At 66.4% G+C, this 12,858-nt stretch carries 9 protein-coding genes and 1 tRNA gene; 4 read left to right on the top strand and 6 right to left on the bottom strand.

From position 1 onward, the window contains the following. Positions 1 to 161: 161 nt before the first annotated feature. Positions 162 to 238 (top strand) — tRNA-Arg (locus tag LPW26_RS16080). 58 nt (positions 239 to 296) lie between these two features. On the opposite strand, the gene LPW26_RS16075 is transcribed toward LPW26_RS16080, so the two are convergent. After that, positions 297 to 1,736: a hypothetical protein gene (locus tag LPW26_RS16075; RefSeq protein ID WP_238736422.1), complete on the bottom strand. Its 1,440-nt coding sequence runs from the start codon at positions 1,734 to 1,736 to the stop codon at positions 297 to 299. On the opposite strand from LPW26_RS16075, the gene LPW26_RS16070 reads away from it, so the two are divergent. Next, positions 1,708 to 3,090: a glycosyltransferase gene (locus LPW26_RS16070; protein WP_238736421.1), complete on the top strand. Its 1,383-nt coding sequence runs from the start codon at positions 1,708 to 1,710 to the stop codon at positions 3,088 to 3,090. The two genes, LPW26_RS16075 and LPW26_RS16070, sit on opposite strands and share 29 nt — an antisense overlap. A gap of 30 nt (positions 3,091 to 3,120) precedes the next feature. Here the strand turns inward: LPW26_RS16070 and LPW26_RS16065 are convergent, their stop codons facing one another. The 3 genes from LPW26_RS16065 to LPW26_RS16055 form a co-directional block, all read right to left on the bottom strand. Beyond that, a complete protein-coding gene (locus LPW26_RS16065) occupies positions 3,121 to 4,119 on the bottom strand; it encodes an NADP-dependent oxidoreductase (protein ID WP_238736420.1) in 999 nt (332 codons plus the stop codon). Positions 4,120 to 4,202: 83 nt separating this feature from the next. Further along, on the bottom strand, positions 4,203 to 5,519 hold the full coding sequence (locus tag LPW26_RS16060; protein WP_238736419.1) for a bifunctional folylpolyglutamate synthase/dihydrofolate synthase: 1,317 nt from the start codon (positions 5,517 to 5,519) through the stop codon (positions 4,203 to 4,205). After that, positions 5,520 to 6,506 (bottom strand): ATP-grasp domain-containing protein, encoded by a 987-nt coding sequence (locus LPW26_RS16055; RefSeq protein ID WP_238736418.1) that lies wholly within the window; start codon positions 6,504 to 6,506, stop codon positions 5,520 to 5,522. It lies immediately after the preceding gene. A gap of 189 nt (positions 6,507 to 6,695) precedes the next feature. Here LPW26_RS16055 and LPW26_RS16050 point away from each other — a divergent pair, with 189 nt between their 5' ends. Continuing rightward, the gene (locus LPW26_RS16050; RefSeq protein WP_238736417.1) at positions 6,696 to 8,327 is read left to right on the top strand and encodes an FMN-binding glutamate synthase family protein; all 1,632 of its coding nucleotides are present in this window, start codon (positions 6,696 to 6,698) and stop codon (positions 8,325 to 8,327) included. A 154-nt stretch (positions 8,328 to 8,481) separates the two neighbouring features. Here LPW26_RS16050 and LPW26_RS16045 read toward each other — a convergent pair whose 3' ends face one another. Together LPW26_RS16045 and LPW26_RS16040 are read right to left on the bottom strand one after the other, a co-directional pair. Continuing rightward, on the bottom strand, positions 8,482 to 10,503 hold the full coding sequence (locus LPW26_RS16045) for a carbohydrate porin (RefSeq protein WP_249785232.1): 2,022 nt from the start codon (positions 10,501 to 10,503) through the stop codon (positions 8,482 to 8,484). A 289-nt stretch (positions 10,504 to 10,792) separates the two neighbouring features. Further along, the gene (locus tag LPW26_RS16040) at positions 10,793 to 11,605 is read right to left on the bottom strand and encodes a creatininase family protein (RefSeq protein WP_238736415.1); all 813 of its coding nucleotides are present in this window, start codon (positions 11,603 to 11,605) and stop codon (positions 10,793 to 10,795) included. 128 nt (positions 11,606 to 11,733) lie between these two features. Between LPW26_RS16040 and LPW26_RS16035 the strand changes: the two genes are divergently transcribed. Continuing rightward, entirely contained in the window at positions 11,734 to 12,858 is a 1,125-nt protein-coding gene (locus LPW26_RS16035; protein WP_238736414.1) for an ABC transporter substrate-binding protein, read from the top strand.

The following is a 12,858-nucleotide window of genomic DNA, read 5'->3' as shown; positions in this document are numbered from 1 at the left end:
ATCATCGTCGGCACTCTGGGATACTGGATCGCCCGCTTTTGCGGGCGATGACCCGTGGCCGCGGGGTATGGGCTGAGCCCGATCGCTCATTCCGGGGGTGGCGATTCGCGGGGCCCTCTGCTATTTGGTTTTGCCAGGCCCGCGGCACGCCGCGGCCGGCCGGTCCCGTAGCTCAGCCGGATAGAGCGGCGGTTTCCTAAACCGTAGGTCGGATGTTCGAGTCATCCCGGGATCGCCAATTCTCGCTTGCTCCAAGCAAGCGCGAGTGATCGGGACCTGCTCCCGCCAGTTGATCTTCATCGTCGATAAATCAGGATCTCGTCGCCGCGGCTGTTGGTCAATGTCTCGACCGGCGACTGGCCGAAGCGCGATTGCAGCTCTTGCGCCAGGCCCGTCTGGCTCTGCCGCAGCTCCAGCACCACGGCGTCATAGTCCGACCAGCGGTCGAAGATGGCGGGATTTGGTCGTTGCGGGCCCAAGCCGACGACGAGATCGGGCGTCGTATTGGCGAAGCCGCCATAGAACAGGATCTGATTGCTGTTGCTGGCGATCCGCGCGGTTTTTGGAAGATGGCTCGCCAGCCAGGCACCGGCCGTCATCCGATAGCTCTGCGAGTCCGACTTGCGCATGCCAACGGCGAATCCCGCCAACAACAACGCGGCGATGAGGCCTGCGAGCACCCTCGTCCAAATCCTCCGCTGCGACTTCGTCGCGCGATAAAGGTCAGCCAGGCCGACCGCCGCGAAAGGAGTGAAGATCAGCGAAAGAATCAGGCCGTGGCGCGGATCGAAGACGAGATTGAAATAGACCTGCGTGGCGTAGATGACGATGCCCGACAGCAAGTACACACCCGCCAGACGGAGCCCGGATGAGCGCCGCACCGTGCCGTCCGCGCGCGCAGCGAATCCGACCAGCAGGATGGTGGCAACTCCGATGGCGGTCACGAGGCCGTAGAGCAGCAAGCCGCCGACCATCGCCACATACGCGTAGGACGCTTTGCGCGACTCGAACGGAAACAGCACCTCGGAACGCAGGATCTCGATGCGGGCCGCCGGCGCTGCGAGCAGGTTTTGCAGACTGCCGGAGTTGCTCCAGCCAGCAATCGCGGCCAGGGCCGCGAGCGGCGCCAGGATGAGGAGGGCGATGGCGGCCCATCTCATCGGGCGCGACGTCGATTCGAAGACGATCCTCAGCGTCGGGACCAGGACGAGAAATCCGAGCGCCTCGATGCGAAACGCCGCGGCGACGAGGGTCAGGCCTGCGAAGCCGAATTTGTAGGCCATGCGCGGGGATTGCAGATCGCGAAGGGCGCAATAGAAGCCTGCGATCATGAACAAGAAATAGAAATGCTCACGCACGATGGTGGCGCGCAGGTCGTTGAACCAGAGATTGCCGAACAGCAGCAGCGCGGCCGCGATCAGCGTCGCGCGCTGCGGCCGAACGATCCAGGCGCAACGCAAGATCAGCAGCACCGTCAGGGTCGAGGCGGCGCCATTCAGGAAGAGCGCGAGCGGCCATGCGTCCACGCTAGTCGCGGCCATCGTGCTGCCGACCAGCAACGGATAGGCGAACCAGAAGAACAATTGCCGCGCGCCGTCCCAGTCTCCCGACGCGAACAATCGCGCCGCGCGTACGTACAGGATACCGTCGTTGTTGATCTGGTCGATGTGAGCCTGCCAGGCGACGAGCGCCACGTTGATCAGGCAGATGATCGCGACCGTGATGGCGACCGACATCGAGGCCGATTTCTTCTGCGGCAATGCACTCTCAGCGGTCTCGTTTGTCATGCGGCGCTCGCGGGATCAGTCGAAAGTAGTCCAACTCGGATTAGTCGTGGCGGGTAGCATCATAATCGAGTCGGCATGCATTCGACTGATGACGTATTCACGCCCGACGACATCTTACTTATCGTGCCAGCCAGTATTATTTTTTTCTCTATTATTTTCGCAGGCCGCAATGCCGCCGCTTCGGGTCCTGTTCTTTATTTCGGACAGGCTGACCGCAGATATCAGAATTATTCCTTTGCTGGTCCCGCTCTGCCTGTCCGGCCGGGTGCGCCTCGCATTCGTCGATCGCAACATGCGGCTCAGCGGCAACGTCTCGGACAGATACGATGTCTTAATTGCGCATCGCAATTTGAGCCAGCGGCAAACGCGGTGGCTGCGTGACCACGATCTGCCTTTCGTCTACGACATCGACGATCTCATCCTTTCGGACGACGATAGTTGCGCCGAACCGGCAGGCCGCCGCCGCGCGCAGCAGCAGAAGTCGATCCGATGGTGCCTGTGCCATGCGGCAGCGGTGACGTCGCCGTCCCGCCGCCTGCTCGACGAACTCGATCGCATCGTCGGCGGAGCGATCAGCGCGAAGGCGAGGTTTCTGCCGAATCCGGGTCAGGATCGAGCACCGCCCCGAAAGGCGGGCTCCTGCGGGGCGATCATATGGACCTCGAGCGCGGAGCCGATGCTGGCTCCGGATATCGAGGATGTCTGCGCCGGCATCGGCGACGCCGCACGGCTGGAGGGCCTAGAGGTTCTGCTGATCGGCCGATTTCCGACGCGAATGCAGTGGTGCCTCGGCGCCGGCCGCCGCATCGACTGGCTGGAGCCGGCGGCCTATCTGCGGCTGCTTGCCGACGAGAACCTCATCGCCGTCGCGCCGCTGAGCCAGCAATTGCCGCCGCCCTTACAGAGATTCGCCGACTGCAAATCCGATATCAAGATTGCGCAGTACGACTCCAGTCGGGTCGCTGGAGCCTATTCGCCCGCTTTGCCTTTCATCGACAGCGATTTGCCGCGGCGCATCGTCGGCGCCAATACGCGCGACGCGTGGCGTGACGCTGTCCGAGAGCTGGTATGCGGTGCTCCAGAATCGGGAAACGAACTCGCCGAGGGCGCCGAGGTGGTGGCGCGACGCCCCGGCGTGCTTGCGGAGAGCTATTATCACGTCCTCGCGGGTGTCGCGCAGACCGCGCCCCCCTTCAAATTCTGGGCGATCCCGACGCCAGAGATCGGCCGGCGCCTCGAAGAAGGCTTCAGGGCGATCAAGCGCCAACTTGAACCGAGGGGTCGGCCGAGCGCGGTCCGATGAGTTCGATCCGCCCCTCTCCGTTGAAGCTCCTTAGACCTTCACCATCCGCTTGCCGCGGTTCTCGCCCGCCAAGAGTCCGATCAGCGCCTGCGGGGTGTTCTCGAGGCCGTCGATGACGTCTTCCTGCACCTTGAGCTTGCCGCTTTCGACCCAGCCCTGCAGCTCGGCCACGGCCTCGTCGCGGCGGTCCATGTAGTCCATCACGATGAAGCCCTGCATGATCAGGCGCTTCACCACGATCAGTCCGGGCACGCCACGCGGGCCGGTGGCCGAGGGGGTGCGGTCGTATTGCGAGACGGCGCCGCAACAGGCGATGCGGCCCTTGAGGTTCATCTGGGCCAGGCAGGCCTCGAGAATGTCGCCGCCGACATTGTCGAAATACACGTCGATGCCGTTCGGCGCCGCGGCGCGCAGCGCCTTGAACAGAGCGCCGTCCTTGTAGTCGACGGCGGCGTCGAAGCCGAGTTCGTTCACCAGCCAGTCGCACTTGGCCTTGCCGCCCGCGATGCCGACGACGCGGCAGCCCTTGAGTTTGGCGATCTGGCCGACGATCGACCCCACCGAACCAGCCGCGGCCGACACCACGACGGTCTCGCCGGCTTTCGGCTGGCCGATGTCGAGCAGGCCAAAGTACGCGGTCAGGCCGGCGATGCCGTAGACGCTGAGTAGATGCGTCAGCGGCTCGACCTTCGGCAGCTTGGTGAGATGCTTGGCGGGCAGCGCCGCGTAGTCCTGCCAGCCGGTGTCGGCGAATACGATGTCGCCGGCTGCGAGCCCGGGCGCCTTCGAACTCACCACTTCGGCAATGCCGCCGCCCGGCATCACGCTGTCGGTCTCGACCGCGGCCCGATAGGTCGCGCCCTGCATCCAGGCGCGGTTGGCGGCGTCGAGCGAGATGTAGCGTACCTTGACCAGCGCCTCGCCGTCCTTCGGCTCCGGCATCGCGGCGTCCGCCATCCGAAAATGCTCGGTCCCGAGCTTCTCTTTCGGCTTCTCGATCAGCAGCACCTGGCGATTGACGGCGGTCATGCGTTCTCCCTTGGCGATTGTTTTGTATCGGGCGCGGACGCTAATCGGCGCTGCGCCGATGCGCAACTTTCAAATGGCCGCGATCAGAAGAAGCGCAGATCCTCGGCGCGGCCGCCGCGCAGCACGGTGGCGAATTCGATCGCCAGGAACAGCCCGCCCGCCACGTAGATCCGCGCGCCGAGCCGCTCGGCCAACGCGCGCGCGTCATGCACCGCGTCCGCAACCGTCGCGGCGACGTACACCTCGGCGCGCGGATTGGCCGCGCGCGCAGCTTCGGCGATGACGTCGGCCGGCGCGCCCTTGTGATGCGCCGAGCTGCACACGATGGTGTCGAACGACGGCGCCAGCGCATTCACGATCTCGGCCGCGGCCTTGTCGCGCGACACGCCGAGCACCAGCAGCCAGCCCTGCGGGCCATGCGCCGCTGAAAGCCCGGCGAGCGCCTGCCGGATGCCGTCCGGCGTGTGGCCGACATCGATCACGGTGAGCGGCTCGGTGCTGATCGTCTCCAGGCGTCCCGGCCAGCGCGCGTCGCACAGGCCGTTGCGGATCGCAGTCTCGACGCGCGCCGGATCGTGATCGGGACGCGCCCGCCGTACCCATAGCGACACCAGCGCGGCGGCGACCGCCGCGTTATTGAGCTGGAAGGCGCCGAGCAGCGAGGTCTCCAGTCCCTGATAGGTGCGATCGCCGATCCGCAGATCGAAGCGCTGCCGCGCCTCGACGATCGTGGCATTGGCGATGCCGATAGCGTCGCCGACAAACAGCGCCTCGACGTTGCGACTGCGATTGTACTCGGTGAGGTGATCGCGCAGCGGCCGGCAGTTCTCGCCATACACGATGGTGCCGCCGGCCGCGCAGGCGTCGCTCTTGTCGGAGACGATCAGTTCCAGCGAATCGCCGAGCAGCGCGGTGTGTTCGAGGTCGACAGAGGCGACACAGCTGACCGGCGCGCCGAGCAGCCGCACCGGATCGTAGCGGCCGCCGATGCCGGCTTCGAACACCGCCAGATCACACGCGCTCTGCTGGAAGTACACGCAGGCCAGCGCGAACTGCGCCTCGAACGCGCCGAACTTCTCGCCGCGCTCGCGCGCGACGTCGGCGAGCGCATCCGTGACGCGCGCCAGCAGCGGGTTCAGCAGCTCGTCGGCGATCGGCTCGCCGTCGAGGCGGAAGCGCTCGTTGAAGCGGGTGAGATGCGGCGAGGTGAACAGCCCGGTGCGCAGCCCGAAGGCACGCCCGATGCTGGCCGTGAAGGCGGCGGTCGAGCCCTTGCCGTTGGAGCCGCACACCGCGACAGCACTACGCCGCAGCCGCTCCCGGTCGACGCCGAGCCTGCCCAGCAGGGCGCCGAGCCGCGCCAGGCACAGGCCTTCGCCGTATTTCGGCAGGTCGAACATTTACAGCAGTCCCATGGTGGTGAAGGTGTGACGCCAGATCGCAACTATCAGATCGGCGCGGCCGCAGCTTTCCAGAAAGCGGATCGCCGGGTTGGCGTTGACCTCGATGACTCGAACCGACGCGGCATCGTCCGGATCGACGAACAGATCGACCGCGCCGAGCCGCAGCCCGAGCGCTTTCACCGCCGTCGTCGCAGCGGCAACCGCCGCCGCGCCGGCGTCCGCCATGCTCATCACGCCGCCGGCGCTGAGATTCATCCGCCCGGCAATGTCGCAGCGCTCGCCCGCCGCGGGCACGCGATCGAACGCCGCATCGTCCGTCGCGCTCTCCGACAGCCCGTGCGCCCGCAATGCGCGATCGTGCTCGGCGACGAGCGTGCGCAGCGTGCGCGTGCCATCGCCGATCACGTAAGGCGGCAGCTTTCGGGCGCTGTAGAGAACATTGCCGTCGATCACGAACACCCGGTACTCGTCCCCCGAGGCGACCGGCTGGATCAGCACCGAATCGTAGGTGCGCCCGACCTCGCCCAGATACGCGGCCAGCGCCGCGGGCCCCTCGATGATCTGCGCGAAGTCGCCGCGCGACCCGGTCAGCGGCTTGGCGAAGGCGCGGCCGCCGAGGCCGGCGAGATACGCGGCCGCGTCGCCGCGGTTGTGTCCGGCGGGACGCAGGGCCTGGTGGCGATCGTGCAGAAAGAAGTAGTTCCCGCCCAGCGTCGCCACACCGGCGCGTTCGAGTAGCGCATTGGCGAGCGCCTTGTCGGTGGCGAGTGTGGCCGCCGTGGCATTGTTCTGCGGATAATACGAACAGCGCCCGCCGCCGAAGCACACTTCCGTGGCGTTTGAGGCCACGCTGAACAGCAATCCACTGCCGCCGTCGAGATCCTGAAAGGACAGGCCGAGCCGTGCACACGCATAGGCCGCATAGATCGCCTGATCGGGATAATATCCCGGCTTTCCGGCGCGATAGTCCTGAAGCTTCGGCATCACACTCCGGCCCACCGCGGTCCGCGCCCGGACGACTTGCATGGCCGCAACCTAGCGGATCAACGAGGCGTGATCCAGCGACCTGCTGCCGTTATCGTGTCGCGATCGGCGTGCTAAAAGCGCGGCCGCGGTCCGCCGCCACGGACGACAACTCGGCCGGTGCCTCGCGATCCGGCCTGCGGAGATTTCATGGACACCATCCTGCTTCCGTTTTCGCCGCGCTACATCGCGCTGACGATCTGCACCGTGCTGACCGCGCTGTTCGCGGCCGTGGCGCTGTCGGATGTCGACAGCGATCTGTTCGGCCTGGTGCTGACGCTGGCGCTGCTGTTTGCGGCGCTGATGCTGCTCGGACTGTGGGACCTGGTGCAGAAGAACCACGCGGTGCTGCGCAACTATCCGATCTCGGCGCATCTGCGGTTCCTGCTCGAGGAGATCCGGCCCGAGATGCGGCAGTACTTCTTCGAGAGCGAGAAGGACGGCAAGCCGTTCAGCCGCGACACGCGGGCGCTGATCTATCAGCGCGCCAAGATGGTGCTCGACAAACGGCCGTTCGGCACCCAGGAGGATGTTTACGGCGACGGCTACGAGTGGATGCATCACTCGGTGGCGCCGCGCCCGCATGCCGAGGAGGATTTTCGCATCAGCATCGGCGGTCCGGACTGCGCCAAGCCTTACTCCGCCTCGGTGTTCAACATTTCGGCGATGAGTTTCGGCGCGCTCAGTCCGAACGCCATCCGGGCGCTCAACGCCGGCGCGAAGAAAGGCGGCTTCGCGCACGACACCGGCGAAGGCGGTGTCAGCCCGTATCACAGCGAGAATGGCGGCGACCTGATCTGGGAGATCGGCTCCGGTTACTTCGGCTGCCGCACCCGCGACGGCCGGTTCGATCCGGGAGCCTTCGCGCGCGTCGCCTCCGAAGATCAGATCAAGATGGTCGAGCTGAAGATCAGCCAGGGCGCCAAGCCAGGCCATGGCGGCGTGCTGCCGGCCGCCAAGGTGTCGGAGGAGATCTCGCGCATCCGCGGCGTGGCGATGGACGAGGATTGCGTGTCGCCCGCCTATCACAAGGCGTTCTCGACCCCGATCGAGATGATGCGCTTCATCGCCGAGATGCGGCGGCTGTCGGGCGGCAAGCCGACCGGCTTCAAACTGTGCATCGGCCATCCGTGGGAGTTTCTGGCGATCTGCAAGGCGATGCTGGCGACCGGCATCACGCCGGACTTCATCGTGGTCGACGGCAAGGAAGGCGGCACCGGCGCGGCGCCGCTGGAATTCATGGACCATCTCGGCATGCCGATGCGCGACGGCATCAATCTGGTGCACAACGCGCTGATCGGCGCCGGACTGCGCCACAGGATCAAGCTCGGCGCGTCCGGCAAGATCGCCACCGCTTTCGACATGGCGCGCGCGATGGCGCTCGGCGCCGACTGGTGCAATTCGGGGCGCGGCTTCATGTTCGCGCTCGGCTGCATCCAGTCGCTGAGCTGCCACACCGACCGCTGCCCGACCGGCGTCACCACCCAGGAGCCGACCCGGTATCGCGCCTTGGTGGTGCCGGACAAGATCGAGCGCGTCGCCAACTATCACCGCGCCACGCTGCACGCGCTGGCCGAACTGATCGCCGCGGCGGGGCTCGATCATCCGCAGGAGATCCGGCCCTATCACTTCTCGCAGCGCGTCTCGCCGTCCGAGGTGGTGTCGTTCGCGCAGCTCTACCCGGCGCTGCGCGAGGGCGAGTTGCTACAAGGCACCGAGGATGCGCGCTTCAAACAGGCCTGGGCGATGGCCCGCGCGGAGAGCTTTGCGCCGGTGGCGTAAAGGCCCGCAATCAGCAACGCGGAGCTGAATTCACGCACCGTCATGCCCGGGCTTGTCCCGGGCATCCACGCCTTCAAGCCTCTCGACGGAGCAAAGGCGTAGATGGCCGGGACAAGCCCGGCCATGACGAAGGAGGGCCGCGTCGTAACGACGATCAAAACTCCCCGTGCAGCCGTCCCGAGAACACCGAGACCGGGCCGCGGTCGGCGTTGAACGCCGGGTTGACGATGTATTGGTAGTCGGCCGTTGCGGTCCAGGCGGGGGTGACGGCGTAGGCGTAGTAGGTTTCCAGCACGCGCTCGCGGCGATAATTCAACGCGCCGTCGCCGATCAGCGGGCCGAGGCCGCCGGCGGCGAGGAAATCGCGGTGGTCGCGCGACAGGCCGTTGCTGGCGCCGGCGATGCCGATGACGTCGTCGGGCCGGCCCCAGCGCGCGCCGCGAATCGAGATGCCGCCGGATAGGCTGTCATCGATATCGGTGAACGCCATGATCTCGTTCTTGCCGTCGTTCCAGCTCCAGCGGCCGAACAGGCCGAGATCGTCGGTGATGGCCTGTTCGAGATTGAACGCATAGCCGTATTTGATTCGTCCCTTGCGGGTCTGGCTGATGTCGACGCCGTACTGCGGATTGTCGAGCGTCTCGCGATAGCTGCCGGCGAACACGCTGTTGATGAAACCAAGCGTGCGCAGCTTGCCGGGCTGGCCGAACAGCGTGTAGCGCGTCTCCAGCTCGGCGACGTATTGGCCGCGCCTGAACAGTCGCATGTCGAAATTGTTGGAGTTCGATTCGGCGTCCATCAGGAAGTAGCCGGCGCGGATCGCCCATTGCTTCTGGTTCAGCTCGGCGGTCGCGCCGTAGGTCAGCCCGAGCTTGTCGGCGGCGTAGTCGAACGCACCGGACGCCCAGATCGACCAGTTCATGAAGTCGCGTCGCGGATCGTGTGCGTAGCTGTTGCCGTCGAATAGATCGACGACGCTGAAGCGGCCGACCTGCAGCGTCAGCCGCGAGATGTCGGCCTTGCCGGACAGCTGCGAGGCGCTGGAGGCGAGCTGCTCCTGTTCGCCGCCGAGCCCGAAGGTCTGACGCAGATAGAACCGCGACGGGCTGATATGCGGGTAGGCGAAGCCGGATTTCTGGCCTTCGCCATTGGGGAAGCCAGCGACGCCGACGGTGTCGCTGAGCCCGTAGCCCTGCAGGAATTCCGGGCCGAGATACAATTCGCCGCCGTCCCACAGCCGGACATTGGCGAACAGGCCGCTGCTCCAGGTGGCCTTGAACTGGCTATTCGGCGCCAGACTGTTGGTGCCGCTATAGGGCGCGCGGAACGACGGATAGCCCTGGCCCACCACGGTGGTCTGGCCGTGGATTTCCCAGCGATCCGATTCCGGATCGGCGACTGCGGCGAACGGTGTCGCATCGCCGGTGCCGAGCCAGTCGAGCCGGCGATTGAGCCCGACCCGGATGGTCTGCAGATTCAGCGCCGACTCGAAGCGGCCGCCGCCGGGCAGCGCCACCGAGGCGTGCTGATAGTCGCTGTACAGATACTCGATCCGCGCGCTCCAATGCGGCGTGAACCCGTATTCGAGGCCGGCGCCCGCCACCCAGCCGAACCGGCCGTTGAGCGCCTTGTCGGATTCCGGATCGGTCAGATAGCGCTCATGCGCGTAAGCGAGACCGCCGGTGACGTAAGCCAGCCATGGTCCGGTCGCGACGCCGAGCCGGCCCCGCACGCCGCCGTAGAAATCGAGATGCTGCAGCTGCGCCGGCGTGCCGCTGAATTCCGACAGCACCGCGTTGGCCGGCAGGTAGCTCGGAAACGAGATGTCGGCCTCGAGCCCGACCAGCACGCCGGACCGCGTCAGCCAGTTGTAGCCGGCCTGCGCGCCGGCGGTGACGCCGCCGGAGCCGTTCGAGGCCTGGGCGACGAAAGCCGGGTCGCGCAGCGTTGCGTCGGAATGGCCCCGCAGGTAGCCGGCGTGAGCGCCGACATAGAAGCCGCTCCAGTCATAGGCCGGCGCCGGCAACGCCTTCAGCGCGTCGGCCGCCGCAGCGGCGTGCGGCAGCGCCACCGCTCCGAGCGCCGCACCGGCGAACAGCCAGGCGACACCGCGCGGGGCGGGCCGATCGGCGGGCGGGAATTTTCGAGCGGATGATACTGGGCGGCGGAAGACCATCGAATGACCTGACTTGTAGAGTACGACGAGCGACACCGGGCCGATGCATCGATTAGTTGTACGTGCAAGAGGCTCGCAAGCTGACGATAGTCGAGGTCGTTGTCACTGATTTGACATGGGAGCACAGCAACCCGGCCAGCGGCCGGAAGCTGAGCTCCATGCGCCGCGATCCAGTACTCTGGAATAGTTCGGCCGCACAAGCACGCGGCGCCCTGATGTAGTAAGGGCTGTGCAGCTCGTCGCCGGGCGTGTCATTGCGGCCACGAGCCGCGACACCGTGCGGGCGACTTCAGGCGCGCGGCGTGGTGCCGAGCGCTGCGAGATCGAAGCGGTCGACGTCGGCCAGCAGGTCGCAGAACGCGCGGGCGCCGTGGTCGAGCAGCTGCCGGCCCTTGTCGGCGGAGGCGGCGCCGGCATCGCCGATCGCGCCGCTCGGATGCAGGTCCTGCGCGGCCCAGGCGAACGGCGCCGGCCGCTGCGCCGACAACACGCGAAAATCCTGCTCGATCGCGCGCGTGGTCGGCACGAAATCGGCGATGCGTTCGGTCCGCACCAGATCCGGCGCGTGTGCCAGCATGATCGAGGTCTCGATCGCGCCGCCATGGATGCCGTGGCGCAGCTCGTCGTCTTCGAAAAGGCCGGCGGGCGTGCCGAACCGCGCCCAGCCTGTGGTCACCGCCAGCATGCCGTGCCGCACCCGCAGCTCCTGCGCCACCAGCCCCATCGCGGCGCTGTTGCCGCCGTGGCTGGTCACCATCACCAGCTTGCGGACGCCGGCGCGCGCCACGCTGTCGCCGATCTCGGTCCATAGTTTGAGCACGGTGTCGGAGGCGAGCGTCAGCGTGCCGGGAAACGCCAGATGCTCCAGCGACAGCCCGACCGGCTGCAGCGGCAGGAAGGTCACCGGCAGCTCCGCCGGCAGCAGCGCGCGGACACGCGCCAGATAGGCCTCGGCGATGGTCACATCGGTGCCGAGCGGCAAATGCGGGCCGTGCTGTTCGGTGGCGGCGAGCGGCAGCACCGCGATCCAGCGCGCCGGGTCGGCGGCTTCGATCTCGGGCCAGGCAATCGCGGTCCAATCGTGCGGCGGCTGTCTGGTCATCGGCGCGCGGCGGCTGTCCGCATCAATGGTTCAAATGCCCGCATTGTTTCGCTATCAATCCTCGACCGGACCTAACCGCGCCGCCTCGTCGCTGCATCATGGGGCAAAACGAACGACGGAGTCCAACCATGACGGCCGCCTTCCTGCTGCGAGCGTTAACCGGGGCCCTCGTGGCGGCCTCGCTGGTGCTGCCGGCGCTCGCCTCCCCGCCGCCGGCGCCCGAAAAGCCCCCCGAGAAACCCGCTGCGCCGCCCCCTCCCCCGAAGAAACCTCCGCCGCCGGTGGCGCAGCCGTCCCGCAAAGTGCCGGAAGGCGGTTTCGACAAGGTCTCGTTCGGCACCAACTGGGTCGCCGAGGGCGAGCACGGCGGTTTCTTCCAGGCGGCGGCGGACGGCACCTACAAGGCCTACGGGCTCGACGTGACGATCGTGCCGGGCGGACCGAACGTCAACAACCGCGCGCTGCTGCTCGCCGGCAAGCTCGATTTCTTCATGACCGCCAACACGCTGCAATCGTTCGACGCGGTCGCCAACAATGTCCCGGTGGTGGCGATCGCGGCGGTGTTCCAGAAGGACCCGCAGGTGTTCGTGACGCATCCGGAAGCCAAGGTCGAGAAGCTCGACGATCTGAAGCGGCTGACGCTGTTCGTCTCCAAAGAGGGCATCACCAGCTACTTCCAGTGGCTGAAATCCGAATACGGCTTCGACGAAGCCAAGGTGAAGCCCTACACCTCGAACCCGCAGCCGTTCCTCATCGACCGCAACTCGGCGATGCAGGGCTACGTCACCTCCGAGCCGTTCGTGATCGAGCAGCGGGCCAAGTTCAAGCCGAACGTGCTGCTGCTCGCCGATTACGGTCTCAACGGCTACTCGACGCTGATCGAGACGCGGCGCGACCTCATCGACAAGAACCCCGACATGATCCAGCGCTTCGTCGATGCTTCAATGATCGGCTGGTACACCTATCTGTACGGCGACAATTCGGCCGGCAACGCGATGATCAAATCGCTCAATCCGGAAATGACCGACGAGATGCTGGCCTATTCGGTCGAGAAGATGAAGCAGTACGGCATCGTCGATTCCGGCGACGCGGTGACGGGTGGCATCGGCGCCATGAGCGACGCGCGCTACGCCAGCTTCTTCGACAAGATGACCCGCGCCGGCGTGGTGCCGCGCGACCTCGATTTCCGCCGCGCCTACACGCTGCAATTCGCCAACAAGGGCGTCGGCGTCGATCTGCGGCCGAAGAAGTAG

Origin of the sequence: Rhodopseudomonas infernalis (assembly GCF_022271405.1) — a bacterium.
GTDB lineage: Bacteria > Pseudomonadota > Alphaproteobacteria > Rhizobiales > Xanthobacteraceae > Rhodopseudomonas > Rhodopseudomonas infernalis.
The sequence above is the reverse complement of the archived record's forward strand: the minus strand, read 5'-3'. Positions and strand labels throughout refer to the sequence as shown.

What these genes read in the sequence shown, in the direction of transcription:
- LPW26_RS16045 (WP_249785232.1), bottom strand. Translation starts at nt 10,503, where the DNA reads ATGGTCTTCCGCCGCCCAGTATCATCCGCTCGAAAATTCCCGCCCGCC.
- LPW26_RS16055 (WP_238736418.1), bottom strand. Translation starts at nt 6,506, where the DNA reads ATGCCGAAGCTTCAGGACTATCGCGCCGGAAAGCCGGGATATTATCCC.
- LPW26_RS16070 (WP_238736421.1), top strand. Translation starts at nt 1,708, where the DNA reads ATGATCGCGACCGTGATGGCGACCGACATCGAGGCCGATTTCTTCTGC.
- LPW26_RS16035 (WP_238736414.1), top strand. Translation starts at nt 11,734, where the DNA reads ATGACGGCCGCCTTCCTGCTGCGAGCGTTAACCGGGGCCCTCGTGGCG.
- LPW26_RS16040 (WP_238736415.1), bottom strand. Translation starts at nt 11,605, where the DNA reads ATGACCAGACAGCCGCCGCACGATTGGACCGCGATTGCCTGGCCCGAG.
- LPW26_RS16060 (WP_238736419.1), bottom strand. Translation starts at nt 5,519, where the DNA reads ATGTTCGACCTGCCGAAATACGGCGAAGGCCTGTGCCTGGCGCGGCTC.
- LPW26_RS16075 (WP_238736422.1), bottom strand. Translation starts at nt 1,736, where the DNA reads ATGTCGGTCGCCATCACGGTCGCGATCATCTGCCTGATCAACGTGGCG.
- LPW26_RS16065 (WP_238736420.1), bottom strand. Translation starts at nt 4,119, where the DNA reads ATGACCGCCGTCAATCGCCAGGTGCTGCTGATCGAGAAGCCGAAAGAG.
- LPW26_RS16050 (WP_238736417.1), top strand. Translation starts at nt 6,696, where the DNA reads ATGGACACCATCCTGCTTCCGTTTTCGCCGCGCTACATCGCGCTGACG.